The following is a 22,859-nucleotide window of genomic DNA, read 5'->3' as shown; positions in this document are numbered from 1 at the left end:
CCGTGCCACGTACCCATCTGTCAGGCCCTCAGCGCCTGGCCCGAGCCGCCCCCACCGGGTACAGCACCACGGCCAGCCCGAGGCCGACGGCTCCGCCCACCAGCTGCGCGAGCACGAACGGCGGCACCGAACCAGGGGCGATCCCGGCGAAGGTGTCGCTGAACACGCGGCCGAGGGTGACCGCGGGGTTGGCGAACGACGTCGAGCTGGTGAACCAGTACGCCGCGCCGATGTAGGCGCCCACCGCCGGCGCGATCAGCGTGTCGCGGCCGGCGCGCAGCAGTCCGAAGATCACCAGGACGAGCCCCGCCGTTGCGACCACCTCGGCGAGGAGCGTCGCCCCTGACGCCCGGTCGGTGGTCGCGATCGCCGTCGGCTCGCCGAACATCGCGTTGGCCAGCAGGGCACCGCCGATCCCGCCCGTCAGCTGCGCCGCGACGTAGGCGGCCACGTCGCCGAGCCGCGGCCCGGCCGGGTCACGGCGCCCGAGGACCCAGCCCGCGAGCGTGACCACGGGGTTGAAGTGCGCGCCGCTCAGGGGTCCGAGCACGGCGATCAGCACGGCCAGTCCGAGGGCCGTGGCCAGCGAGTTCTCCAGCAGCTGCAGCCCGACGTCGTCGGGCGACAGGTTCGCCGCAGCGATCCCGCTCCCGACGACCACGGCGACCAGCAGCCCCGTGCCGAGGAGCTCGCCCAGCGCCCGGCGCCACAGGGCCGCCGGCCAGGTCACCGCCGCGGTCACCCCCGCCGTCGTCGCTGCGTCGACGGTCGAGCTCTCCGGCGCGTCCGCCTGCGCGCCCATGGGAGCGCTCATGCCACCGGCTCGACGCCGAGCTCGGTGAGCAGGCCGCGCACCCGCCGCTCGATCTCGTCGCGGATCGGGCGGATCGCCTCGATGCCCTGGCCTGCCGGGTCGTCGAGCTCCCAGTCCTGGTAGTTCTTGCCGGGGTAGTACGGGCAGGCGTCACCGCAGCCCATGGTGATGACGGCGTCGGAGGCCTCGACCGCCACCGGCTCCAGCACCTTTGGCTTCTCGCCGCGGATGTCGATGCCCACCTCGAGCATGGCCTCCACGGCGACGGGGTTGATCTGCTCCGCGGGCATGGATCCGGCGGAGCGCACGTCGACGGCACCGCCGGACAGCGCTCGGAGAAAGCCTGCGGCCATCTGGGAGCGGCCCGCGTTGTGCACGCAGACGAACAGGGCTGAGGGCTTGGCCGGCGTCGAGGTCTCGGACACGAGGGGCTCCAGTGGTTCGGCGGGTCCGTTCAGAAAGGTTCAGGAAGGTTCAGGACGATGCGGCGGGGCGCGCCTGGTAGCTCTGGTTGCCGCCCGACAGGTTCGCGACGTCCGTGAACCCGAGGTTGCGCAGCACGTTCTGACCGGCGTTCCCGGTGACGCCCTTGTTGCAGTAGGTCACCGTGGGCAGCGCCGGGTCGAGCTCGCCCGACCGCTGCCGCAGCTCCGCCAGCGGGATGTGCACCGAGTCCGGTACCGCGGACTTCGCGCGGTCCTTCGCCGAGCGCACGTCGACGACCTGGATCCGCTCGCCGTCGGCCCGACGCCGGTCCAGCTGGGCCGGGGTGACCAGCGGTGCCTGCCCGTGGATCGCGTTGGTCAGCGCCATGCCGGTGTAGTGGACCGGGTCCTTGGTGGTGGCGTAGGTGGGGGAGTAGGCGAGGTCGAGGTGGAACAGGTCGGCGACGTCCGCCCCGAAGGTGATCGCGGTCGCCAGCACGTCGATGCGCTTGTCCGCCCCGGACGCCCCGATCGCCTGGGCGCCGAGGAGCCGCCCCGTGGCGCGGTCGGCGACCGCCTTGAGGACCAGGGGCTTGCCGCCCAGGTACTCGGGCCGGTCGGGCTTGATGTTGTGCAGCACCTCGACGTCGTACCCGGCGGCGCGTGCCCCGGCCTCGGTGAAGCCGGTCTGGGCAACACCGACGTCGAAGACTCGCACGATCGACGTGCCGAGGATCCCGCGGTGCTCCAGCGGCCCCCCGGTCATCGCGTCGCCTGCTATACGCCCCATCTTGTTCGCGGTCGAGCCGAGCGGTACCCATACCGGGTCGCCGGTGATCACGTGGAAGGACTCGGCGACGTCGCCGACGGCCCACACGTGCTCCACGCTGGTGCGCTGCCTGCGGTCGACGGCGACGGCGCCCGTCGGACCGATCCGCACGCCGGCCTGCTCGGCCAGGTCCGTGTTCGGCTTGACCCCGACGGAGACGATCACCAGCTCGGCGTCGATGTGCCCGGACCCGAGCCGCCCGCCGTCCACGGCTACGCCGGTCACGCCGCCGTCGTCGGCCTCGATGCCCACGACCTTCGTGCCGAGCCGCAGGTCCACGCCGTGCTTGCGGAGCTCGTCGTCCACCCGTGCGGACATGTCCGTGTCCATGCGGGGCATGGCGTGGTCGAGCGCCTCGACGACCGTGACGGTCAGACCGCGGGCCACCAGCTGCTCGGCCATCTCCAGCCCGATGTACCCGGCCCCGACGACCACCGCGTGCCGCACGACCCGGCCCCTCGACTCGCTGTCCTCGATCCACGCGCGGATCGCGCGGGCGTCGGTCGGGGTGCGCACGGAGAACACCCCGGTCGAGTCCACGCCGGGGATCGGCGGGACGACGGCGCGGACACCGGTCGCGAGCACCAGCTCGTCATAGGCGTCGACGACGGTGCGGCCGGTCGCCAGGTCCCGCACCGTCACGGTCCGGGCGTCGGCGTCGACCGCGACGACCTCGTGCCCCGTGCGCACGTCGACGTCGTACCGGGCCTTGAACCAGGCCGGGTCGCGCGGGGTGAGCTCCTCGATGTCGGCGACCTCGCCACCCACGAAGTACGGCAGGCCGCAGCCGGAGTAGGAGATGTCGTGGTCCCGCTCGTACACCGTGATCTGGGCGGTCTCGGTGTTGCGGCGGGCCTTCGCGGCGGCAGAGGTGCCGGCGGCGACCGACCCGACGACGACGACCTTCAGCGGGGCGCTCGGCAGGGGCAGGGCGTTCATCGGGTTCCTTCGGTAGTCAGGGCGTCCTCTGCCGGCAGCAGCGCGGCCAGCAGCTCGCGCACCCGCCGGTCCAGCTCGTCACGGATGGCGGCAACTCCGGCGGGGGAGGCGAGCGCGGGGTCCCCGACGATCCAGTCCTCGTACCGCTTGCCAGGCAGTACCGGGCAGGCGTCGCCGCAGCCCATCGTCACGACGACGTCGGCGGCGCGGACGGCGTCGTCGGTGAGCGGCTTGGGGTAGAAGCGCGTGACATCGTCGACGACGTCGGCTGCCGCGGTGTCGTCGAGCTCGCCGAGGAGGCTGCGCACGGTCGCGTGCACGTCGCTCGCCGGCGCGGAGCCTGCCGACCGGACCACCACCCGGCCGCCGGCGTAGTGCTGCATGAGGGCAGCGGCCAGCTGCGACCGCCCGGCGTTGGCCACGCACACGAAGAGCACCTGCGGAGTGCGCTCGGCGCCGGGCGCCAGCGCCCGCTCGGCGTCCATGAGGCGCTGCCGCGCGAAGTGCTCCGTGAGCGGGACGAGGTGTGCCGCGTTCCCGCCGCGGCGCGCGAGCGCCGTGTAGGACTCCCGGACCACGCGGTAGCACTCGCGCTCGGGCGTCCCGGTGAAGCGCTCGGCGAGCGAGGCGGCGACCCGGTCCAGCGCGGGCTCCACGTTGCCGAGCCCTGCGACCGCACCGTGCCCGGTTCCCGCCGGTGTGCCGCCCGCGTGCACCTCGATGGCGGCGGGGGCGAAGCGGTCCAGCAGGGTGGTCACCGCGCCCCGGTAGGCGGGGGCGATGCGGTACCAGACCCAGGTGCCGCGCCGGTCCGACGTGAGCAGGCCGACGTCGCGCAGCACCTTGAGGTGGTGCGACACGGTGGGCTGCGAGACGGCGGTCAGGGTCGCGAGCTCGCCCGCCGTCGTCTCGCCGGTGGGCGAGGTGGCGATCGCCGACAGCATGCGCAGGCGCAGCGGGTCGGCGATCGCCTTGAGCGTCGAGGCGAGATCGGCGGCGGCGTCGGGGCCGATCGCGTGCGCCTCGGCGGACGTGGCCCTCTCGGCGCCCGAGCCTTGTATCGACATGTCTCTATGTTTACATCTGTCGATACAGGGCGCAAGCACCTTCAGTCGAACACGTGCGCCCGCACGGAGGTCTCCGCGAGCCCGTCGGGGCCGGTGATGACCCGGTTGCCCCACATGGTCCGCTGCGCCGGGTCGAAGCCCGTCACCAGGTCGAGGTACTCCACACCACCGCCGTTCCCGCTCCAGGACCAGGCGAACCAGCCGATCCCCTGCGACCGGGTGTACGCCATGATCGTGTCCTCGTCGGGGTTGCCGTCGGAGTGGTCGTGCCCGAACTCGCCGACGATGATCGGCAGCCCCCGGCTCGTGAAGGCGTCGAGGTAGGACGTGACGTCTGCCGCGGTGTCGTACACGCCGTACATGTGCACGGAGAACACCGTGTTGCCGTCCGGGTCGGCCGCGAGCACGTCGGCGGCGGAGTCCCGCATGATGCCCTGCCAGTCCTGCCCCCAGGACGGTGCGTCCACGACGATCGTGTGCTCGAACCCGGCGTCGCGCAGGCGCTGGATCGCTGCGGAGGTGTCGGCGGCCCAGCCCGCGTTCACCGCCGCGTTGTTGCCGTATGGCTCGTTGCCGAGGTTGATGAGCACGCGGTCCTCGGTGCCCTGGAGGGTAGGCAGCAGGGAGATCCAGTAGTCCGCCGCCGTGTCGAGGGTGCTGGTCGCGGCCTCCTCGCCGTAGCCGGTCGTGTCGTGGTCCTCCAGGACGCAGACCAGCCGGTTCTCCCCACACAGGCCGATGACGCCCTCGACGTCCGCCGGGCCGTTACGCGTCCAGCGGGTCCCGTCGCTCAGCACCACGCGGACCGCGTTGGCGCCGGCGGCGGAGATGTCGGCGAACGCCCCGGTCTCCCCGGCGTACCAGGTGTGAGCATGGCTGATGCCGCGCAGCAGCAGGGGTGAACCGTCGCTCTCGACGAGCCGGCCGCCAGAGACGTGGATCCCGACGGCGGCCGAGCCTGCGGCGTCGGCCCGCGCGCCGTCGTCGGGCGCTGCGGGTGCCGTGGCGCCGGCCGGCTGACCGAGCAACGGGACGAGCAGCAGCCCGAGGACCGCTGTTGTCGCGGTACCGGAGATGATCGCGCGAGTAGGTCTCATGGTGCCTCCCCTTCGAGGTGTACATCGGTGCCGACGCTCGAAGCGTCCCCGTGTGCCAGCGGGAGAGACCAGGGGGCGAATCGCTTAAGCGCCCACCCTGCCTTGGCTGTGGGCGCGATCGTTGCGCCTAAAACGGGCGCATAGTCGCAACCATCACGCCCACAACCAAGACCTGCGGTCAGGCGCCGTGCTTGGGCGGGCGGACCGTCGGGACGTCGCCGACGATCGGGACGGGCCGCCGGTGGAACGGGAACCCGTAGCGCGTGACCAGGCCGGCGAGCGTCGTGACCCGGTTGCGGGGCCCGATCAGCGACATGATGTGCACGAACAGCCAGACCAGCCAGGCCAGGCCCTTGGTGATCCGCAGCGGCCTGCCGCCCGGCAGGTTGATCTCGGCGATCGCGGCCCGGCGGCCGATCACCGCCATCGTCCCCTTGTCGACGTAGCGCAGCTCCTGCGGGGGCTGACCGTCGAGCAGCGCCTGGATGTTCCTGCCGACCACGGTCCCGCCCTGGATCGCGGGCTGGGCCAGCTGCGGGAGGCCCGACGGCGAGACCGCGATGTCACCCGCCGCGAAGACGTGCGGCAGCCCCTCGACCTGCATGGTGTCGTCGATCTTGATGCGGCCGCCCTCGTCCTGCGGCAGGTCCCAGCCGGAGACCTCCTCGTGGGGGTGGACCCCCGCCGACCAGACGGTCAGGTCGGCGTGGATGCGCGTGCCGTCGGTGAGCACCACCGCATCGCGTTCGACGGCGGCGACCCCGGCGCCCAGGTGCAGCGAGACCCCGCGCCGGGTCAGCTCCTCAGCGGCGTAGGAGCGCAGCTCTGGCGCGAACGCCTTGAGGATCTCGCTGCCGCGCTGCACCACCTTGACCTCGAAGGCGTCGCCGTGGATCTCGGGGTAGGCGGGCGCGAGCCCGGCGGTCCGCAGCTCCGCGAGCGCACCCGCTACCTCGACCCCGGTGGCGCCGCCGCCCACGACGACGACGCGCAGCCCGTCGTCCAGCCGCTTGGACTTGGCCGCCTTCTCCAGGCGGATGAACAGGTTGTCGCGGATCCGGAGCGCCTGCGAGCGCGAGTACATCGGGAACGCGTACTCCTTGGCGCCGGGCGTCCCGAAGAAGTTGGTGGTCACGCCCGCCGTCACCACGAGGTAGTCGTAGCTGACCCAGTGGTCGTTCAGCAGGCGGATCTTCTTGGCCTGGTGGTCCGCCTCGACGAGGTGCTCGTGCACCACGTGCACGTTCTTCTGCCGGAGCCGCAGGCCGCGCAGGAAGTAGGTGACGTCGCCAGGGTTCAGCCCGCCGGTCGCCACCTGGTACAGCAGCGGCTGAAACGTGTTGTAGACGCGGCGGTCGATCAGCGTGATCCGCACCGGAGCGTTCGCCAGCGCCTTCACGACGGCCATGCCCGCGAACCCGCCGCCCACGACGACCACGTGGGGCAGCGGTTCGGGGTGCCCGGTCAGGGGCGTCTCGAGGCCGTAGTCCGCGTCCTCCACGGCGTGGTCCTCACCAGCGTGCACGGGGGTGTGCGCAGAGTCGGTCACGCCCCAAATTCTCTCACCGGAGGTGCCGCACTCACATCCGCTGTGGTCGGGCAGCCCCCGGCTCGGGTTACCGTGGTCGGTCGTGAGCACCACCGACGACCTGAGCCAGCAGCTGGCCCACGGACTACGCCCCCGGCACCTGACGATGATGGGCCTGGGTTCCGCCATCGGAGCCGGGCTGTTCCTCGGCTCCGGACTCGGCATCGCCGCGGCGGGACCAGCGGTTCTCCTCAGCTACGCGATCGCCGGCGCGATCGTCGTGCTCGTCATGCGGATGCTTGCGGAGATGGCCTCGGCGCTGCCGTCGAGCGGGTCCTTCTCCGTGTACGCGGAGGCGGCGCTGGGCCGCTGGGCCGGGTTCCTGCTGGGCTGGCTCTACTGGTTCACCATCGTGATGGTGCTCGGCGTCGAGGTGACCGGCGTGGCGGGGATCGTGCACGGCTGGTGGCCAGAGGTGCCCCAGTGGGCCGTCGCGGCCGTCATCGTCGCGGTGTTCGGCGCGATCAACCTGGTGGGCGTACGCCAGTTCGGCGAGGCCGAGTTCTGGTTCGCAACCATCAAGGTCGCTGCGATCGTCGGGTTCCTGGTGCTGGGCCTGTTCATCGTGATCGGCGTCGTGCCCGTGGCCGGGAGCGTCCTGGGGGACTGGGCGGCGAACGGTGGCTTCGCACCGGCAGGCCTGCCCGGTATCGCGGCAGGCCTGCTCACCGTCGTGTTCGCCTTCGGCGGCATCGAGATCGTCACGATCGCGGCGGCCGAGGCGCGCGACCCGCGGTCGGCGGTCGCGACGGCCACCCGCACCATCCTCTGGCGCATCCTGTTCTTCTACGTGGGCTCCGTCGCCATCATGGTCGCGCTGATCCCCTGGACCGACGCCGCCCGCCTCGAGTCGCCGTTCGTGTCCGTGCTGCAGATGGCGGGCTTCGACGGCGCGGCCCGGCTCATGGAGGTCGTCGTGGTACTCGCGCTGCTGAGCGCCTTCAACGCCAACGTCTACGCGACCTCCCGCATGCTGTTCTCCCTCGGCGGCCGCGGTGACGCGCCGGCGCTCGCGACCCGGGTCTCGCGCCGGGAGGTGCCGTGGGTGGCGGTGCTGGTCTCGGTGTTCTTCGGCGTTGTCGCGGTGCTGCTGAACTACCTGCTGCCCGAGTCGCTGCTCGGGGTGCTGCTCAACGCCGTCGGCTCGGCGCTGCTCGTGGTGTGGATCCTCGTCGTCGTCTCGCAGCTGCGGCTGCGGCCCCGGCTGGAGGCCGAGGCCGCCGAGCGCGGCGAGAAGTTGCGGCTGCGGGCCTGGGGCTATCCGTGGCTCTCGTGGGTCACGCTGGTGGCGCTCCTGGCCGTGGTGGGCCTCATGCTGTCCGACGCCGCCGCCCGGTCGCAGATCGCCGCGACCGCCGGTCTGGTCGTCGTGATCCTGGCGGTCTACGCCGTCGCGAGGGCGCTGCGGCGGACGCCCGCCGGGCCCGGTGCGGGCGCGCAGCGGTAGCCGTTCAGCAGACCGTCACCGGGGGGCCATCCTCCGGTCGGGCCGCCGCCAGCCGGGCCTCCGATCGTCGTGGGCATGAGTGAGAAGACAGCCGGCGACCTGCCGAGCGAGACCAACCCGGCCGGGAGCGGGACGTCCGCCGTCGACCGCCGGACGTTCCTGTCCCTGAGCAGCCTCGGCGCGGCGGGCGCCGCGACGGTGGCGGCCGCGGCACCGGCCGGGGCCACCCAGCTCACCCGGCACCCGCAGCGCTCGCTGCGGTTCGGGCGGGACGGAAAGTTCAAGATCGTCCAGTTCAACGACACGCAGGACGACGAGAAGGTCGACCGCCGCACCCTCGAGCTGATGCGGGCGGTGCTCGACGACGAGCGCCCCGACCTCGTGATCCTCAACGGCGACAACATCACCGGCGGCTGCGACACCCCGCTCGAGATGCACCAGGCGATGAACAACGTGGTGCAGCCGATGGAGGAGCGGGCAGTGCCGTGGGCCATCACCTTCGGCAACCACGACGAGGACTCGACGCCCAACAGCGGCCTGGACGAGGCCGACATGCTCGCCTTCTACCGGTCCTACCGCTACAACGTGAACGGCCCGACGGCGCGCGGGGTGACCGGTCAGGGCAACTCGAACCTGCTGATCGACGGGACGAACGGCCGGCCGGCGTTCAACCTCTGGCTGCTCGACTCCGGGCGGTACGCCCCGGAGGAGCTGGCCGGCCAGGACTTCGAGGGCTACCCGACGTGGGACTGGCTGCGCATGGACCAGGTCAAGTGGTACTACGACACGTCGGTGCAGGTCGAGCGCAAGGCGGGGCACGTCGTCCCGGCCCTGATGTTCATCCACATCCCGCTGTGGGAGTACCGCTTCATGTGGTTCGGCTCGGTCGACGGCCGCACCGACGCCGACCACGAGCGCGGCAAGGCGCGGCACCGCATCGAGGGTGAGCGGAACGAGGAGGAGTGCCCCGGGCCGTTCAACTCGGGCATGTTCTCGGCGATCCAGCACCGAGGCGACGTGCGCGGCGTGTTCTGCGGCCATGACCACGTGAACACCTACTCGGGTGACTACTACGGCGTGCTGCTCGGTTACGCGGGCAACACCGGGTTCGGTACCTACGGTCTGTCGGGCTCCGAACGGAACCGGCTGCGCGGCGCCAGGGTCTACGACCTCGACGAGTCGGCCGACGGCGTGCTGACCGGCACGCGCATGCGGTTCGCCGGCGAGTTCGGCATCGACCTCACCGCGAACGACCAGTGGATGGAGCCCCTGCCGCTCCCGAAGGGCAAGTGACCCACGCGCCCACCCACGGGTCGGGCGCACGTGTCACCCCGGTGGTCCGTGCGTCCGACCCGCGAAAGTGCATAACGCGCAAATGAGAGAATGTGCGCATGGCTGAACTCCTCGCGGTCTGTCGCGTCCACGTCCTGCTTCCCGACGCCGGCACCGTAGGAGTCACCGCGATCGACAAGCGCCCCGTCGAGGGGCGCGTCAAGGTCCGCCCACTCGGCCTGTACGCGGACGTGCAGGCGGACCGCGCCAACCACGGCGGTCCCGACCAGGCGGTCTACGCCTATGCGCAGGAGGACGCCGGCTTCTGGTCCGCAGAGCTGGGCCGCGAGGTCCCGCCCGGTCTGTTCGGCGAGAACCTCCGCGTCCGTGGCCTGGACGTGAACCGCGCGGTGATCGGCGAGCGCTGGCAGGTCGGCTCGGCGCTGCTCGAGGTGACGCAGCCACGGGTGCCCTGCCAGACGTTCGGCCGCCGGCTCGGCGAGCAGCGCTGGGTGCGCCGGTTCACCCAGGCGAACCGCACGGGCGCCTACCTGCGGGTGATCGAGAACGGCGAGATCGGCGCGGGCGACACCGTCGACGTCGTGCAGACACCGGTGCACGGGGTGACCGTCGCCGAATGGTTCGGTGCGCGCTACCGCGTCGAAGAGACGGGCCCGTCCGACCCGAACCTGCTCGAGAAGCTGGCCCGGCGGCTGCTGGACGCGCACGCGGTCGGCGACATCCGGTTGAGCGTCGACATGCTGCGCCGCAGCGAGCAGGCGGCCCGCTAACCCGCGGGACCACACCTGCCGAGAACGGGGTTGTGCTCGTCGGGGCGGGCGCCCTCGAACACAACCCCGTTCTCGCTCTCAGCGCCGACGTTCGAACCTGGCGCGTGCGGCGTCGTGGGCGTCGCGCAGCAGCCGGAGCACGGTGTCCGCGGTCCTGGGCCCTGGCAGCACGACGGCGATCCAGCCGGCCGTCCCGTAGACCGGGTGCGGCAGCACGACGTCGGCGGCCGCGTGGTCGACGGTGCCCGCGGCGCCTCCGAGCCCGGTGAGCTCCCCGAACGTCCCGCGGTCCACATGGATGTTCACGCGCCAGCGCCCGTCCGGGTCGAGGTCAGAGTCCGTGTCATCGGGGTAGTCCTTCGTGACGATGGTTCCGTAGGGCTGCACGGTCCTGGGCATCTCGCCGTCGGGCGCGTAGTAGAAGAACGCGTCGCCCCAGGCCAGCTCCGGAAAGTCGGCGTCGCCGACGGCGGGCGCCACGACGAGCGAGCCCTCGAGCTGCTGCACGGTGCCGATGATCTGTTCGATACTCAGGTCGGTGCTCATGGTTCAAGCATCACCTTCAAGTGCTTGTGTGGGGTTGAGCGAATGACGCGAGAGAGCGGACCACCGCTCCGTACGGCCGACGTGGCGCGGCAGTCGGGGTACTCCGTGCAGCAGGTCCGCGACCTGGAGCGGCTGGGCGTGATCCCGCCGGCGGTCCGCACGTCGAACGGCTACCGGACCTACGCGGCGAAGCACGTCCGGGCGTTGCGCGCGTACCGAGGCCTCGCGAGCGCGTCCGGGCCTGTGGCGGCCCGCCGTCTGCTCGCGGAGCTGTTCGCCGCGAGCGCGACTGCGAGGCAGGAGCCCGGGGCGACGAACCTCGCCGACGCCGCAGCCGCGATCACCGCAGTGCACGTCGCGCTGGCGCGCGAGCGCGACGAGGCACTCAGGGCGTGTCAGGCGCTGCACGCGATCCACGGCGAGGCCCGCTCCGACATCGACGCCGACGCCGACGCCATGACCATCACCGAGCTCGCCGCAGCCCTCGGCGTCCGCACGTCCACGCTCCGGTTCTGGGAGCAGGAGGGCCTGGCGGTCCCGGAGCGGGTGACCACCCTGCGCGCGCGCCGGTACGGGGCAGGGGCGATCCGGGAAGCGCGCATCGTCGCGGCCCTGCGCAGCAGCGGCTACGGCATCCCCGCCGTGCGGGACGTCGTCGCGACCCTGCGCGGTGGTGCAGTGGACGCGGACGGACTCGCCGACGGCATCGCCGAGACCGGGCGGATCCTGGACCGGCGGCTCGACCAGATCGCCGCCCGCTCCATCGCACTGCTGCGCGCGGGCGCCGACCTGGCCGCGGTCCTGGAGGACTCTCCGGGCCGGGGGCACGGGCCTGCGTAGCCGACTCGCTGGACGGCGTACGCCCGGTCAGTCGTCGCTGAGCTGCTTGCCCTGCCGCACCAGGTCCTGCAGGGCGCGCTGGACCGCCTCGACGTCGGGCACGTCGTCGAGCACCATGCCCGGCTGGTCCGTCCCGTCGGAGATCACGAGGGTGCCGCAGCCCCAGAACCGGTCGCTGAGCTGCTTCTCGAAGGTGACGTTGTTGATCCGGTAGAGCGGGATGTCCCGGCCGCTCTGCGTCAGGACACCGGTGCGCAGCGCGACGCGCTGGTTGGTGATGATGTAGCGCGTCGTGCGCCAGCGCAGGAATGGTCCCGCCGCAGCGGCCACGCCGAGCACCACGAGCACGAGCGTCGCGAACCAGAGCACGGTCCCGTCGACGGGCAGCGGCACGATCCACAGCGCGGCGAGGACCGCGAGCAGCAGCACGAGCACCAGGATCGGCTTGATGACCTTCTTCGGGTGGGTGCGGAGCTGCATCACGATGGTCTCGCCGTCGGCGAGGTGCTCTTCCCTCATTCCGCGAATACTGCCTTACTGCGTGACCGGGATCTACTGTGCTGCCAGGTTCCATCCTTCGATCGTGCGCAGGTTGTGCCCGTAGCCCAGCAGGCAGACGGCGGCGGTGCCCAGCTCGAACCGGGAGCCGAGCCGCGGGTCGACGCCGAGCCAGACGGTGGCGAGCACCCGCAGCAGGTGGCCGTGCGCGACGAGCAGGACGTTCCCGCCGCCGTCCGCCCCGGTCCGGCCCGCGAGCGTCTCCTCGGCCCGTGCCACCATACGGGCCGCCCGCACGGCGACCTGGTCCAGCGTCTCGCCCTCCCGTCCGCCTCCGTGCTCGGCCGACGGCGGCAGGATGCGCACGCCGTCGTCGAAGATGAGGAACTCCCGCCCGAGCTCCTTGGAGACGTCGGCAGAGGTGCGCCCGTCCACCGGCCCGTAGTCCCACTCGGCGAGGTCCTCGTCGACGACGGCGTCGGGGTAGCCGGCCAGTTCCGCAGACCGCCGGGCCCTGAGCAGCGGGGACGTGTAGACGGCCTGGAACTCGTAGTCGGCGAGGGCCGCCCCTGCGACCCTCGCCTGTTCCTCGCCGGCCGTCGTGAGGGGAAGGTCGGTGCGGCCCGTGTGCTGCCCGCTCGCGCTCCACTCGGTCTCGCCGTGCCGCAGGAGCACGAGCTGCGGGTCGCGCGAGGGCTTCAGGACGGTCGGCGGCGGTCCGGTGTGCTGGTCGGTCTGCGATTCGGCGGGTGAACCGGGCTGGGTCGTGCGCATCGTCTCCTCAGGCATAGGTGGAGCATCCCGCGCCTTGCGGTCGCCCGCACCCTCCGGGTCGGCGCGAACATCTCGGGGGGCACCGAGTGCTGTCGTGGTGGGCGCAGGGTGACCGAACTGGTTTCACCTGTGGCTCGGGTTTGCGGGCCGGGCTGAGTAGCTACGCGGAGCCCACTCGGTTTCCGTCGCCCAGGCCTCGGCCAGCTGCATCAGCAGTCGCCACGCCGGAGCCTTGAGCTGTCCGTAGGCAGCCAGGTCAGTCGCGCTCTCCGCCGCCTTCAGTTTGAACAGCGCCCATTCAGCTGCACGGTCGGGACGCGCACGAAGGTGGTCACGGAACAGCAGAGAAAGGCGTTCGGGACCGCTCGGCGTAACTCGCACATGGAGATTCACCGTTCGGGCGCCAATCGGCGGCGCAAAGACCAACTTCGGCCAGTCTCGCCCGTAAGCCTGCTCTACGTTGTTCCACGGTTCCGGACGTCGGCGGTAACCCGCGCTGCCGAGGGCTTGCGCTACACCGCCGTCCCCGAGGTCGTGCACCAGAACCATCATGTCCAGGCAGTCCTTCGCGGCCATACCGGGGATGGACGTTGACCCGATGTGCTCGACTGCTGCTGCTGTGGGAACGAGTTCATTCAGCGCGCCCGCGAGAGCGGCGCCATCCGCGGCCCAGCTCTCACGGTAGGTGTGTACCTGCACTCCGTCGTCGCTGACCTCATCGTCAAATGGCATCGCCTTTCTCCTCACGACCTCTGTGTCTGCGTGCTGAACGTGGGTGAGGCGCGGACGCCTTGGCGGGGTACGCACAGCTCTTTCGGTAGGCGCCGGGTGGGCTGAACTGTGTTCGGCCCTGTACCGCACATGCGTGCTGAGCTGAATAGTTCAGCCAGGGTGAATCAAGCGTGACCAGGCCGAACGAAATTCACCAGACCTGGCACCCTCCGATCGAGTTCACCTCACTCCCGGCACCAGGCGCCCGGATCCATCCTCCCGGAATCAGCGCCCGCGTCAGCCGCGCAGCACCTCTGACCAGGCCAAACACGCCAGGTCAACACGCCGGTCGATCACCCGGAATCCTGGTGCGCGCCGATGGCTACATCTACGCTGAGCAGCGTGACCCGTGCCACACCGGCGTCGCGTGGCGCCGTCGACCGCTTCTCCACGCGCGGCCTGCCCCCAGCGCGGCGGATCGAGCGTTGGGAGGAGCACAACGCCGATGCCCTGGTGGCGCTGCAGTGCCGCATGCTCGACGAGTCGACGCTCGAGGCGTCCGAGGCGAACCTCCAGCTGGACCAGTTGCACCTGGCGCACGTCGAGGCCAACCCGCACGCCGTCGAGCGCACGGCGGAGACGGTACGGACCCGTCCGACGGAAGCGGTAGCGCTGTACTTCACGCTCCGGGGCGAGGCGTTCTTCTACGACGACGGCGGCGTCCGCAAGCTGCGTCCCGGCCAGCTCCTCGTGTGCGATGCCGACCGGCCGTTCCTGCGGGCGTTCTCCCAGGGCCTGGAAGAGCTGGCGGTCAAGGTCCCCTACGACCTGTTCCGTTCACTCGGCGGCACGATGCCCCGCACCGTGCGGGTGATCGACTTCGGGCGCCCGGGAGCAGGAGCAGGATCAGGTGCGGGGCTCCCGTCAGGCCCCAGCAGCTATGCGGCTGCCCTGGCCGCCCTGGTCGTGCGCGCCGTGGGGCCTGACGGCGACGGCGTGATCGACGAGGGCGCCGCGCTCGATCTGCTCGCGGCTGCCGTGGCGCCGGCTACGGCAGGGGCGCAGGCTGCCGGCGCGCACTTCGCCGCTGCCGAGCAGTACGTGCGGCAGTGGCTGCGCGATCCCACGCTGTCCGCGCGTCGGATCGCCGACGCCATCGGGCTGAGCGAGCGACAGCTGTCGCGGGTGTTCGCCGAGCGGGGCACGAGCGTGCCGCGGTTCGTCGCCCGGTGCCGCGTGGAGCTGGCGGGCCGCATGCTGCGCATGCCGTCGTACGCCGAGCAGAGTGTCGAGACCATCGGTCTGCGCTGCGGGTTCTCGTCGGCTCCGCAGTTCTCGCGCGTCTTCCGGGAGCAGGCGGGGATGTCGCCGTCGGAGGCCCGCCGGTACGCGTTCTCCGCCACTGCTTGAGACTTTCCGCCGACTTTCGTGGTGCACCCTTTCCCCAGGTCAGCGGGCACGGAACGCTATGCGCATGCCTGAGTTCGACGACGGTCAGACCGAGACCGCACTGCCCAGCACCGCCGCCACCGGCACCGAGACCAGCACGGGGACCGCCGCCGACGTCGTCGTCGAGACCGACGTGCTGGTCATCGGCTCCGGGCCCGCTGGCGCGTCCGCCGCCCTGTTCCTGTCCAGCCTGGGGATCAGCAACATCATGATCACCAAGTACCGCTGGACCGCGAACACGCCCCGCGCGCACATCACCAACCAGCGGACCATGGAGATCTTCCGGGACCTGGGCATCGAGGACCAGGTGCTCGCCGACGCCACACCGCACGAGCTGGTGGGCGACACCGTGTTCTGCACGACGATCGCGGGCGAGGAGATCGGCCGCATCCTCACCTGGGAGACGCACCCGGCCCGTGAGGCGGACGCGCGGCTCGCCTCGCCGTCGCTCACGGTGGACATCCCGCAGACCTACCTCGAGCCGATCCTGGTGAAGAACGCCACGCAGCGCGGCACCCAGTCGCGGTTCTCCACGGAGTACCTGAGCCACACCCAGGACGACGACGGAGTCAGCACCCGCGTGCTCGACCGGGTCACCGGCACCCGGTACACGATCCGGTCCAAGTACCTGATCGGCGGCGACGGCGCCCGCTCGCAGGTGGCCGCCGACCTCGACCTCCCGTTCGAGGGTGCGATGGACATCGCCGGCTCCATGAACATCACGTTCAAGGCCGACCTCACCCACCTGGTGGGTCACCGCCCGTCGGTCCTGTACTGGGTGCTGCAGCCGGGCTCCGACGTCGGTGGGATCGGCGCGGGCCTGGTCCGCATGGTCCGGCCGTGGAACGAGTGGCTGATCGTCTGGGGCTACGACATCACCGGCGAGCCGCCGCAGCTCGACGACGACGCTGCCGCCGAGATCGTGCGGCAGCTCGTCGGGGTCGACGACCTGGACGTCGAGATCACCGGCTACTCGCTGTGGGGCAACAACCAGATGTACGCGACGCACCTGCAGAAGGGCCGGGTCTTCTGCACCGGCGACGCCGTGCACCGCCACCCCCCGAGCAACGGACTGGGTTCCAACACGTCGGTCCAGGACTCGTACAACCTGGCGTGGAAGATCGCGGCGGTCCTGGGCGGCCAGGCGGCGCCGTCCCTGCTGGACACCTACTCGACCGAGCGTGCGCCGATCGCCGAGCAGATCGTGCTGCGGGCCAACAAGTCCGGCGGCGAGTTCCGGTTCATGGAGGTGCTCGGGGTGCTCGACGCCGAGACCCCCGAGGCGATGCAGGCCGCCATCGACGAGCGCAAGGCGAACACCCCGGCGGGCGAGGCAAAGCGCAAGGCTCTCGTCGAGGCCATGGACCTGAAGAACTACGAGTTCAACGCGCACGGCGTGGACATGGGCCAGTTCTACGAGTCGGCGGCCGTCGTCCCCGACGGGTCGCCCAGGCCCGTCGACGAGCGGGATCCGGAGCTCTACTACAAGCAGTCAACGGTTCCGGGCGCCCGGTTCCCGCACGTGTGGGTGGCCGACGTCGCCGGCTACAAGCGCTCGACCCACGACCTCGCGCCGTACGGGCAGTTCACGCTGGTCACCGGGATCGCGGGCGAGGCATGGGCCGACGCGGCGGCGAAGGTCGCCGCGGAGGTCGGCGTGCGGCTCGAGGCAGTGGTCATCGGTCCGGGCCGGGAGGTCATCGACACCTACTACGACTGGGCGAAGATCCGGGGTGTCGAGGAGTCGGGCGCGATCCTGGTCCGCCCGGACTCGCACGTCGCGTGGCGCGCGCAGACGCTCGCCGACGACCCGGCAGGGGCGCTGGGCGATGCGCTGCGGTCGGTGCTCGGCCGGAGCGGGCAGGATGGCTGACGGCGAGCAGGCGGCCCGGGAGCAGGCGGCCCGTGAGCAGGAGCTCACCGACCGGGTGGCCGCATCGTTCGACGGCGCCGACGACGAGCGGCTGCGCACCGTCCTGCAGGCCCTGACCCGGCACCTGCACGCGTTCCTGCGCGAGGTGCGCCTCACCGAGGACGAGTGGCACAAGGGCATCGAGTTCCTGACGGCCGCCGGTCACCTCACCGACGACAAGCGGCAGGAGTTCATCCTGCTGTCCGACGTGCTCGGCGCTTCCATGCAGACCATCGCGATCAACAACGAGGCCCACGCGAACGCCACGGAGGCCACGGTGTTCGGCCCGTTCTTCGTGGACGACGCCCCCCGCGTCGAGAACGGCGGGGACATCGCAGGCGGGGCCACCGGCCAGCCGTGCTGGGTCGAGGGCACGGTCACCGACACAGCGGGCAACCCGGTCGAAGGTGCCCGGATCGAGGTGTGGGAGGCCGACGAGGACGGCTTCTACGACGTCCAGTACGGCGACGACCGCACCGCCGGCCGCGCGCACCTCTTCTCGGACGCCGACGGCGGCTACCGGTTCTGGGGCATCACGCCGACGCCGTACCCGATCCCGCACGACGGCCCGGTCGGTGCGCTCCTCGCCGCGTCAGGGCGCTCGCCGCTGCGTGCGGCACACCTGCACTTCATGGTGACGGCGCCGGGGCTCCGGGCCCTGGTGACCCACATCTTCGTGCGCGGTGACGAGCTGCTCGGCTCGGACTCGGTGTTCGGGGTCAAGGAGTCGCTCGTCATGGACTTCGAGGAGCTGCCGGCGGGCGCACCCACACCGGACGGCCGTGCGGTCGAGGGCACGTGGTCGCGCACCCGGTTCGACATCGTGCTGGCCCCGGCCGGCTGACCAGCGCTACCTGCAAGGCACAGCGGACAACAGGCTCGACCACAGACTATGGAGTGACGACGATGGTTCGTAACGGACGAAGCCTGAACGTGCGGGCGGCAGCGGCCTGGGTGTCGACGGCAGCGCTCACCGGAGCCCTCGCGGGCTGCGGTGAGGTCGGTGGCGGCCCGGTCGGCGGAGGCGGGGACGACGACGTGCTCAAGATCGGCTTCGTGTCGACGGAGACCGGCCCGTCGGCGCTGTTCGGCGAGGCCAACACCTACGTGATCGAGGCGATGGAGCAGTGGTTCGCCGGGAACCCGGTGACCATCGACGGCACCGAGCACACAGTCGAGATCATCGCGAAGGACTCGCAGTCGAGCTCGGCCCGTGCTGGCGAGGTGGCGGCCGAGCTGATCAACAGCGACGGCGTCGACCTGGTGCTGACCTCCTCGACGCCGGACATCACCAACCCCGTCTCGGAGCAGTGCGAGGCGAACTCGGTCCCGTGCATCTCGACGGTCGCGCCGTGGCAGCCCTTCGCCATCCGGGAGGGTGACGAGCCCGCCGACCTGAAGTACAGCTATCACGCGTTCTGGGGCCTTGAGGACGTGTCCGCGGTGTACGCGGACATGTGGGGCCAGGTCGACACGAACCAGAAGGCCGCAGGCCTCTTCCCGAACGATCCGGACGGCCAGGCGTGGAGCGCCAACTTCCCCGCGCTCACCGCGGACACCGGCGTCACCATCGACGACCCTGGTCTGTACCCCAACGGCACCCAGGACTTCTCGGCGCAGCTCTCCGCGTTCAAGGACCGCGACATCCTGGTCGGTGTGCCGATCCCGCCGGACTTCACCACGTTCTGGCAGCAGGCCGGGCAGCAGGGCTACCAGCCGAAGGTCGCGACGATCGGCAAGGCGCTGCTGTTCCCGTCGGCGGTCGAGGCCCTCGGCAACGCGGGAGACGGCCTCACCTCCGAGGTGTGGTGGCACCCGACCGCGCCGTTCACGTCGTCGCTGACGGGCCAGACCGCGCAGGAGCTGGCCGACCAGTACGAGGCGGACACGGGCAAGCAGTGGACCCAGCCGCTCGGCTTCGCCGAGGCGCTGTTCGAGATCACGGTCGCCGCCGTGGAGGAAGCAGGCTCCACCGAGCCGGAAGCCATCACCGAGGCGCTCTCGACGCTCGAGGTGTCCACCGTGGTCGGCGACGTCGCCTGGGGCGTCGACGACAGCGTCCCGCCGTACGTCGCGAAGACCCCGCTGGTCGGCGGCCAGTGGCGCCTGGACGAGGGGACGGGCGAGGACGAGAACCCCTACGAGCTCGTGGTGGTCTCGAACGAGCTCGCCCCGGAGATCCCGACGGGCGGAGAGGTCGAGCCGCTCCGGTGAGCGACACCGTGCTGCGGGTGACCGGTGTCGCCAAGCGCTTCGGGCACGTCGTCACGGCCCGCGACGTGTCGTTCGAGGTCGCGGCCGGCGAGGCGCTGGGCCTCGTCGGCCCGAACGGCGCCGGCAAGACCACGCTGCTCGACATCGTCGCAGGTACCCAGCGGGCCGACGCAGGGACCGTGGTGCTCGACGGCCGGGACGTCACCCGGCTCGCCGCCGCCGCCCGCGCCGACCGGGGCATCGCACGGTCCTACCAGGTGCCCCGGCCCTTCAGCGGCCTCACCGTGTACGAGAACGTGCTGGTCGGGGCGTCGTTCGCGGGGCAGCGGCACGTCGGCTCCGGACCGGCAGGCGATGCACGCGCCCAGGCCTGGCACGCGCTCGAGGTGACCGGCATGACCGACGTGGCCAACACGCCGTCGGGCAGCCTGCGCCTGCTGGACCGCAAACGGCTCGAGGTGGCCAGGGCTCTGGCGACCGGCCCGCGCCTGCTCCTGCTCGACGAGATCGCCGGTGGGCTCACCGACGGCGAGCTGCCCCAGGTGGTGCAGCTGGTCCGTCGCCTCCGGGACGACGGCGTAGCCGTGGTCTGGATCGAGCACGTGCTGCACGCCCTGCTCGACGTCGTCGACCGGCTGATGTGCCTCGCCGGCGGCGAGGTGGTCGCACAGGGCGACCCGCACGACGTGATCCGCAGCCCCGAGGTCGTCGAGGTCTACCTCGGCTCGACCGTCGACGCGGTGCAGGACCTGGCTCAGGACCCGGTGCACGACCCGGTGCACGACCCGGCGGACAGGCCCGCAGGGGAGACGGCATGAGCGTCCTCGAGGGGGCCACCCTCGAGGTCCGCTACGGCGACCTGACGGCCGTCGACGGTGTGGACCTCTCGCTCACCGAGGGGGAGACCCTCGCCGTGCTCGGCGCCAACGGCGCCGGCAAGTCCACGCTGCTGGCGGCGCTCGCAGGTACCCACCTGCCGACGTCGGGCACGGTGCTGCTCGACGGTGACCCCGTCACGCGGCTGCCCGCGCACCGGCGGGTGCGGCGTGGGATAGCGCTCGTCCCGGAGGGGCGGCGCATCTTCGGGTCGCTCACCGTCGAGGAGAACCTGCTCATGGGCCGCTTCCCGAAGCGCGGCGGACCGTGGGACCTGCGTGCGGTCTACGACCTGTTCCCGCTGGTGGCGGAGATGAAGGACCGGCGAGGCGGCGTCCTGTCCGGTGGGCAGCAGCAGGCGGTGGCGATCGGCCGGGCGCTTCTGACGAACCCGCGGGTGCTGCTGCTCGACGAGGTGTCGCTCGGGCTCGCGCCGACCGTGGTGGCACAGCTCTACGACGCCGTGCGGCGCATCACGGCGGAGGGCACCACCGCGCTGGTCGTCGAGCAGGACCTGGACCAGGCGCTACGGGTGGCCGACCGGGTCCAGTGCCTGCTCGGCGGCCGGACGGTGCTGGAGGCCCCGGCGGCCGGCCTGGACCGGAACACCGTTGCGGACGCCTACTTCGGCATCACCACCCCGCCGAGCTAGAACCAGAGCGAGAACTCACGGAGGCCTGATGGACTGGCTCAACGCCGGCGTGCAGGGCGTGCTGCTCGGTGGGCAGTACGCCCTCCTGGCCTGCGGGCTGTCGCTGATCTTCGGCGTGATGCGCATCGTCAACCTTGCGCACGGCGTGCTCGCGGTGCTGGCCGCGTACCTCTCGCTGGTCCTGGTGCAGCGGGGACTGCCGCTCTGGCTCTCGATCGTCGTGGTGGTGCCGGTGTTCGCGGCCCTCGGCTACGCGGTGCAGCGCGGTCTGTTCAACCCGGCCCTCGCGCAGATCGGCGGGCGCGCCCACGGCGGCGCGCGCGGCGCGGGCGAGCTCGCGCCGCTCCTCGTCTCGTTCGGCGTCGCCGTCGCCCTCACCAACCTGCTCCAGGTGGTCTTCAGCGCGGACACCCGCAAGATCCCCACGGGCGGGCTCGCCTCGGCAGGTCTGCCGCTCGGTGACCTCTCGGTCGGCGTGCTGCCGCTCATCACCCTGGCGGTGGCGGTGACGGTCATCGCGGCGGTCCAGCTCTTCCTCGCACGGACCACGACGGGCCGCGCCATGCGCGCCGTCGCCGACGACGCGGGGGCCGCCGCCATGATGGGCGTCGACCCGAAGCACATGTACGCCGTCGCGACGGCTCTCGCGTTCGCGACCCTGGCACTTGCGGGGGTGTTCGTCGGGATGAGCACGCAGTTCTCGCCGGGCTACGGGGACCTCGTGCTGCTGTTCGCGTTCGAGGCCGTGATCATCGGCGGGCTCGGTTCCCTGTGGGGCACGCTCGCTGGTGGTGTCGTCCTTGGTCTGGCCCAGACGATCGGAGCGCAGATCGATCCGCAGTCCGGGGTGCTCGCAGGGCACCTCGTCTTTCTTGCCGTCCTGGTGGTCCGGCCGGGCGGCCTGATGCCGAGGAGGGTGCCGGCATGACCGGCCCAGCCGCAGAACCCAGCACTTCGCCGACGGCCCTGGCGGCCCCAGGCCTCACCGTCACGCGGGGCGGGCGCGGATCTTGGGTCGGCGGCGGGGCCATGCTGCTCGTGGTCGTGCTGCTCGCCGCCGTCGTGCCCTACGCGGTGACCCTCGGCGCGTTGTCGAGCCTGGTGATGCTCTTCGCCCTCGTGATACTCGGTACCACCTGGAACCTGCTCGCCGGGTACGGCGGCATGGTGAGCGTCGGCCAGCAGGCCTACGTCGGCGTGGGCGGGTACGCCCTGATCCAGCTCGCCGACGCCGTCGGCGCCCCGCCCTGGGCCGCCGTCCTGGCCGCCGGCCTGGTCGGCGCCGCGATCGCCCTGCCGACGAGCTACCTCGTGTTCCGCCTGGCCGGCGGGTACTTCGCCATAGGGACCTGGGTGGTGGCAGAGGTGTTCCGCCTGGTCACGATGCAGATCGACGGGTTGGGTGGCGGGGCGGGACTGTCCCTGAGCGCGTTCCGCGGCACCGACCGGGTGGAGCGCGTTGCCTTCGTCTACTGGTTCGCGCTGGCGCTCATGGTCGCTGTCGTGCTCGGGACCTACCTCCTCATGCGCTCCCGCGTGGGACTCGGGCTCACGGCGATCCGCGACGACCGAGTCGCCGCGAGCAGTCTCGGCGTGGCCGTGGACCGCGGACGCCGCCTCGTCTACGTGGCAGGGTCGGCCGGCGCCGCGCTCGCGGGCGCACTGATCGCCCTCAGCACGCTCGGCGTGACCCCGGGGTCGATCTACTCCGTGAACTGGACCGCCGCCATGATCTTCATCGTGGTGGTCGGCGGGATCGGGACCATCGAGGGCCCGATCGTCGGGGCGGTCCTGTACTGGGTCCTCCAGCAGGCCCTCGCGCCGCTCGGCACCTGGTACCTGGTGGTGCTGGGGGCGGTGGCGGTGGCAGTGGTGCTCCTCGCACCCGGCGGCCTCTGGGGCCTGCTGGCGGCCCGCTACCAGGTCTTCCCCACCACCCACCACGTCCGCCGCCTTGCTGTGGGCGCGATCGTTGCGCCTAAAACGGGCAGGTAGCCGCAACGATCGCGCTCACAACAAAGTTCTGACGGTGCGGTGAGGCTCATATCACAGCTTCTTCAGTCGACGGCGCGACTCGGTATCAACGAAAATAGTTGATCCGCACATCAGCGGTGAACC

Annotated in this window: 22 protein-coding genes; 12 read left to right on the top strand and 10 right to left on the bottom strand. The window is 71.5% G+C overall.

Going from position 1 to position 22,859, the window contains the following annotated elements; genetic code table 11:
• Positions 1 to 28: 28 nt before the first annotated feature.
• From ACFS27_RS10180 to ACFS27_RS10155, 6 genes are all read right to left on the bottom strand, one after another.
• A complete protein-coding gene (locus ACFS27_RS10180; RefSeq protein ID WP_377182526.1) occupies positions 29 to 814 on the bottom strand; it encodes an aquaporin in 786 nt (261 codons plus the stop codon).
• Entirely contained in the window at positions 811 to 1,239 is a 429-nt protein-coding gene (locus ACFS27_RS10175; protein WP_377182524.1) for an arsenate reductase ArsC, read from the bottom strand. Before ACFS27_RS10175 ends, ACFS27_RS10180 begins: the two co-directional genes overlap by 4 nt.
• Before the next feature lie 49 nt (positions 1,240 to 1,288).
• Complete coding sequence (locus ACFS27_RS10170; protein ID WP_449301524.1) at positions 1,289 to 3,007, bottom strand: FAD-dependent oxidoreductase; 1,719 nt, start codon at positions 3,005 to 3,007, stop codon at positions 1,289 to 1,291.
• Complete coding sequence (locus ACFS27_RS10165) at positions 3,004 to 4,074, bottom strand: metalloregulator ArsR/SmtB family transcription factor (RefSeq protein WP_377182522.1); 1,071 nt, start codon at positions 4,072 to 4,074, stop codon at positions 3,004 to 3,006. Before ACFS27_RS10165 ends, ACFS27_RS10170 begins: the two co-directional genes overlap by 4 nt.
• A 41-nt stretch (positions 4,075 to 4,115) precedes the next feature.
• On the bottom strand, positions 4,116 to 5,171 hold the full coding sequence (locus ACFS27_RS10160) for a glycoside hydrolase family 5 protein (protein WP_377182520.1): 1,056 nt from the start codon (positions 5,169 to 5,171) through the stop codon (positions 4,116 to 4,118).
• 178 nt (positions 5,172 to 5,349) lie between these two features.
• A complete protein-coding gene (locus tag ACFS27_RS10155; RefSeq protein ID WP_377182518.1) occupies positions 5,350 to 6,720 on the bottom strand; it encodes an NAD(P)/FAD-dependent oxidoreductase in 1,371 nt (456 codons plus the stop codon).
• A gap of 82 nt (positions 6,721 to 6,802) precedes the next feature.
• Between ACFS27_RS10155 and ACFS27_RS10150 the strand changes: the two genes are divergently transcribed.
• The 3 genes from ACFS27_RS10150 (at position 6,803) to ACFS27_RS10140 (ending at position 10,269) form a co-directional block, all read left to right on the top strand.
• Entirely contained in the window at positions 6,803 to 8,206 is a 1,404-nt protein-coding gene (locus tag ACFS27_RS10150) for an amino acid permease (RefSeq protein ID WP_377182516.1), read from the top strand.
• A gap of 75 nt (positions 8,207 to 8,281) precedes the next feature.
• Entirely contained in the window at positions 8,282 to 9,499 is a 1,218-nt protein-coding gene (locus ACFS27_RS10145; protein ID WP_377182514.1) for a metallophosphoesterase family protein, read from the top strand.
• Positions 9,500 to 9,597: 98 nt separating this feature from the next.
• On the top strand, positions 9,598 to 10,269 hold the full coding sequence (locus tag ACFS27_RS10140) for an MOSC domain-containing protein (RefSeq protein WP_377182512.1): 672 nt from the start codon (positions 9,598 to 9,600) through the stop codon (positions 10,267 to 10,269).
• Positions 10,270 to 10,347: 78 nt separating this feature from the next.
• Here the strand turns inward: ACFS27_RS10140 and ACFS27_RS10135 are convergent, their stop codons facing one another.
• The gene (locus tag ACFS27_RS10135; protein ID WP_377182510.1) at positions 10,348 to 10,815 is read right to left on the bottom strand and encodes a DUF6194 family protein; all 468 of its coding nucleotides are present in this window, start codon (positions 10,813 to 10,815) and stop codon (positions 10,348 to 10,350) included.
• 42 nt (positions 10,816 to 10,857) lie between these two features.
• Between ACFS27_RS10135 and ACFS27_RS10130 the strand changes: the two genes are divergently transcribed.
• Positions 10,858 to 11,655: a MerR family transcriptional regulator gene (locus ACFS27_RS10130; protein WP_377182508.1), complete on the top strand. Its 798-nt coding sequence runs from the start codon at positions 10,858 to 10,860 to the stop codon at positions 11,653 to 11,655.
• Between the two features lie 27 nt (positions 11,656 to 11,682).
• On the opposite strand, the gene ACFS27_RS10125 is transcribed toward ACFS27_RS10130, so the two are convergent.
• The 3 genes from ACFS27_RS10125 to ACFS27_RS10115 form a co-directional block, all read right to left on the bottom strand.
• Positions 11,683 to 12,174, bottom strand: coding sequence for a PH domain-containing protein (locus ACFS27_RS10125; protein ID WP_377182506.1), 492 nt, complete (start codon positions 12,172 to 12,174; stop codon positions 11,683 to 11,685).
• Between the two features lie 33 nt (positions 12,175 to 12,207).
• Entirely contained in the window at positions 12,208 to 12,942 is a 735-nt protein-coding gene (locus tag ACFS27_RS10120; RefSeq protein WP_377182504.1) for a histidine phosphatase family protein, read from the bottom strand.
• Between the two features lie 108 nt (positions 12,943 to 13,050).
• The gene (locus ACFS27_RS10115; protein ID WP_377182502.1) at positions 13,051 to 13,659 is read right to left on the bottom strand and encodes a GrpB family protein; all 609 of its coding nucleotides are present in this window, start codon (positions 13,657 to 13,659) and stop codon (positions 13,051 to 13,053) included.
• A 381-nt stretch (positions 13,660 to 14,040) separates the two neighbouring features.
• Between ACFS27_RS10115 and ACFS27_RS10110 the strand changes: the two genes are divergently transcribed.
• The 8 genes from ACFS27_RS10110 to ACFS27_RS10075 all read left to right on the top strand — a co-directional run bounded on the left by ACFS27_RS10110 (position 14,041) and on the right by ACFS27_RS10075 (position 22,736).
• A complete protein-coding gene (locus tag ACFS27_RS10110) occupies positions 14,041 to 15,048 on the top strand; it encodes an AraC family transcriptional regulator (protein WP_377182500.1) in 1,008 nt (335 codons plus the stop codon).
• A gap of 64 nt (positions 15,049 to 15,112) precedes the next feature.
• On the top strand, positions 15,113 to 16,960 hold the full coding sequence (locus tag ACFS27_RS10105; RefSeq protein WP_377182498.1) for an FAD-dependent oxidoreductase: 1,848 nt from the start codon (positions 15,113 to 15,115) through the stop codon (positions 16,958 to 16,960).
• Positions 16,953 to 17,843, top strand: a complete 891-nt coding sequence (locus ACFS27_RS10100) for an intradiol ring-cleavage dioxygenase (protein WP_377182496.1) — start codon at positions 16,953 to 16,955, stop codon at positions 17,841 to 17,843. Before ACFS27_RS10105 ends, ACFS27_RS10100 begins: the two co-directional genes overlap by 8 nt.
• A 62-nt stretch (positions 17,844 to 17,905) precedes the next feature.
• On the top strand, positions 17,906 to 19,213 hold the full coding sequence (locus ACFS27_RS10095) for an ABC transporter substrate-binding protein (protein WP_377182494.1): 1,308 nt from the start codon (positions 17,906 to 17,908) through the stop codon (positions 19,211 to 19,213).
• A complete protein-coding gene (locus ACFS27_RS10090; protein WP_377182492.1) occupies positions 19,210 to 20,031 on the top strand; it encodes an ABC transporter ATP-binding protein in 822 nt (273 codons plus the stop codon). The genes ACFS27_RS10095 and ACFS27_RS10090 overlap by 4 nt, the downstream gene beginning before the upstream one ends.
• Entirely contained in the window at positions 20,028 to 20,741 is a 714-nt protein-coding gene (locus ACFS27_RS10085) for an ABC transporter ATP-binding protein (RefSeq protein WP_377182490.1), read from the top strand. The genes ACFS27_RS10090 and ACFS27_RS10085 overlap by 4 nt, the downstream gene beginning before the upstream one ends.
• Positions 20,742 to 20,769: 28 nt before the next feature.
• The gene (locus ACFS27_RS10080) at positions 20,770 to 21,669 is read left to right on the top strand and encodes a branched-chain amino acid ABC transporter permease (RefSeq protein ID WP_377182488.1); all 900 of its coding nucleotides are present in this window, start codon (positions 20,770 to 20,772) and stop codon (positions 21,667 to 21,669) included.
• Positions 21,666 to 22,736 carry a branched-chain amino acid ABC transporter permease gene (locus tag ACFS27_RS10075; protein WP_377182486.1) on the top strand — a complete coding sequence of 357 codons (1,071 nt, stop codon included), beginning with the start codon at positions 21,666 to 21,668 and terminating at the stop codon, positions 22,734 to 22,736. The genes ACFS27_RS10080 and ACFS27_RS10075 overlap by 4 nt, the downstream gene beginning before the upstream one ends.
• Positions 22,737 to 22,859 lie beyond the last annotated feature (123 nt).

It is taken from the genome of Promicromonospora vindobonensis (assembly GCF_042685865.1).
Lineage (GTDB): Bacteria > Actinomycetota > Actinomycetes > Actinomycetales > Cellulomonadaceae > Promicromonospora > Promicromonospora vindobonensis.
This window is presented reverse-complemented; position numbering and strand designations above follow the sequence as displayed.

Bases quoted from the DNA above. Each gene is read 5' to 3' on its own strand.
- ACFS27_RS10180 (WP_377182526.1), bottom strand. From the start codon at position 814: ATGAGCGCTCCCATGGGCGCGCAGGCGGACGCGCCGGAGAGCTCGACC.
- ACFS27_RS10170 (WP_449301524.1), bottom strand. From the start codon at position 3,007: ATGAACGCCCTGCCCCTGCCGAGCGCCCCGCTGAAGGTCGTCGTCGTC.
- ACFS27_RS10165 (WP_377182522.1), bottom strand. From the start codon at position 4,074: ATGTCGATACAAGGCTCGGGCGCCGAGAGGGCCACGTCCGCCGAGGCG.
- ACFS27_RS10160 (WP_377182520.1), bottom strand. From the start codon at position 5,171: ATGAGACCTACTCGCGCGATCATCTCCGGTACCGCGACAACAGCGGTC.
- ACFS27_RS10145 (WP_377182514.1), top strand. From the start codon at position 8,282: ATGAGTGAGAAGACAGCCGGCGACCTGCCGAGCGAGACCAACCCGGCC.
- ACFS27_RS10140 (WP_377182512.1), top strand. From the start codon at position 9,598: ATGGCTGAACTCCTCGCGGTCTGTCGCGTCCACGTCCTGCTTCCCGAC.
- ACFS27_RS10135 (WP_377182510.1), bottom strand. From the start codon at position 10,815: ATGAGCACCGACCTGAGTATCGAACAGATCATCGGCACCGTGCAGCAG.
- ACFS27_RS10130 (WP_377182508.1), top strand. From the start codon at position 10,858: ATGACGCGAGAGAGCGGACCACCGCTCCGTACGGCCGACGTGGCGCGG.
- ACFS27_RS10125 (WP_377182506.1), bottom strand. From the start codon at position 12,174: ATGAGGGAAGAGCACCTCGCCGACGGCGAGACCATCGTGATGCAGCTC.
- ACFS27_RS10120 (WP_377182504.1), bottom strand. From the start codon at position 12,942: ATGCCTGAGGAGACGATGCGCACGACCCAGCCCGGTTCACCCGCCGAA.
- ACFS27_RS10115 (WP_377182502.1), bottom strand. From the start codon at position 13,659: ATGCCATTTGACGATGAGGTCAGCGACGACGGAGTGCAGGTACACACC.
- ACFS27_RS10105 (WP_377182498.1), top strand. From the start codon at position 15,113: ATGCCTGAGTTCGACGACGGTCAGACCGAGACCGCACTGCCCAGCACC.
- ACFS27_RS10100 (WP_377182496.1), top strand. From the start codon at position 16,953: ATGGCTGACGGCGAGCAGGCGGCCCGGGAGCAGGCGGCCCGTGAGCAG.
- ACFS27_RS10095 (WP_377182494.1), top strand. From the start codon at position 17,906: ATGGTTCGTAACGGACGAAGCCTGAACGTGCGGGCGGCAGCGGCCTGG.
- ACFS27_RS10085 (WP_377182490.1), top strand. From the start codon at position 20,028: ATGAGCGTCCTCGAGGGGGCCACCCTCGAGGTCCGCTACGGCGACCTG.
- ACFS27_RS10080 (WP_377182488.1), top strand. From the start codon at position 20,770: ATGGACTGGCTCAACGCCGGCGTGCAGGGCGTGCTGCTCGGTGGGCAG.
- ACFS27_RS10075 (WP_377182486.1), top strand. From the start codon at position 21,666: ATGACCGGCCCAGCCGCAGAACCCAGCACTTCGCCGACGGCCCTGGCG.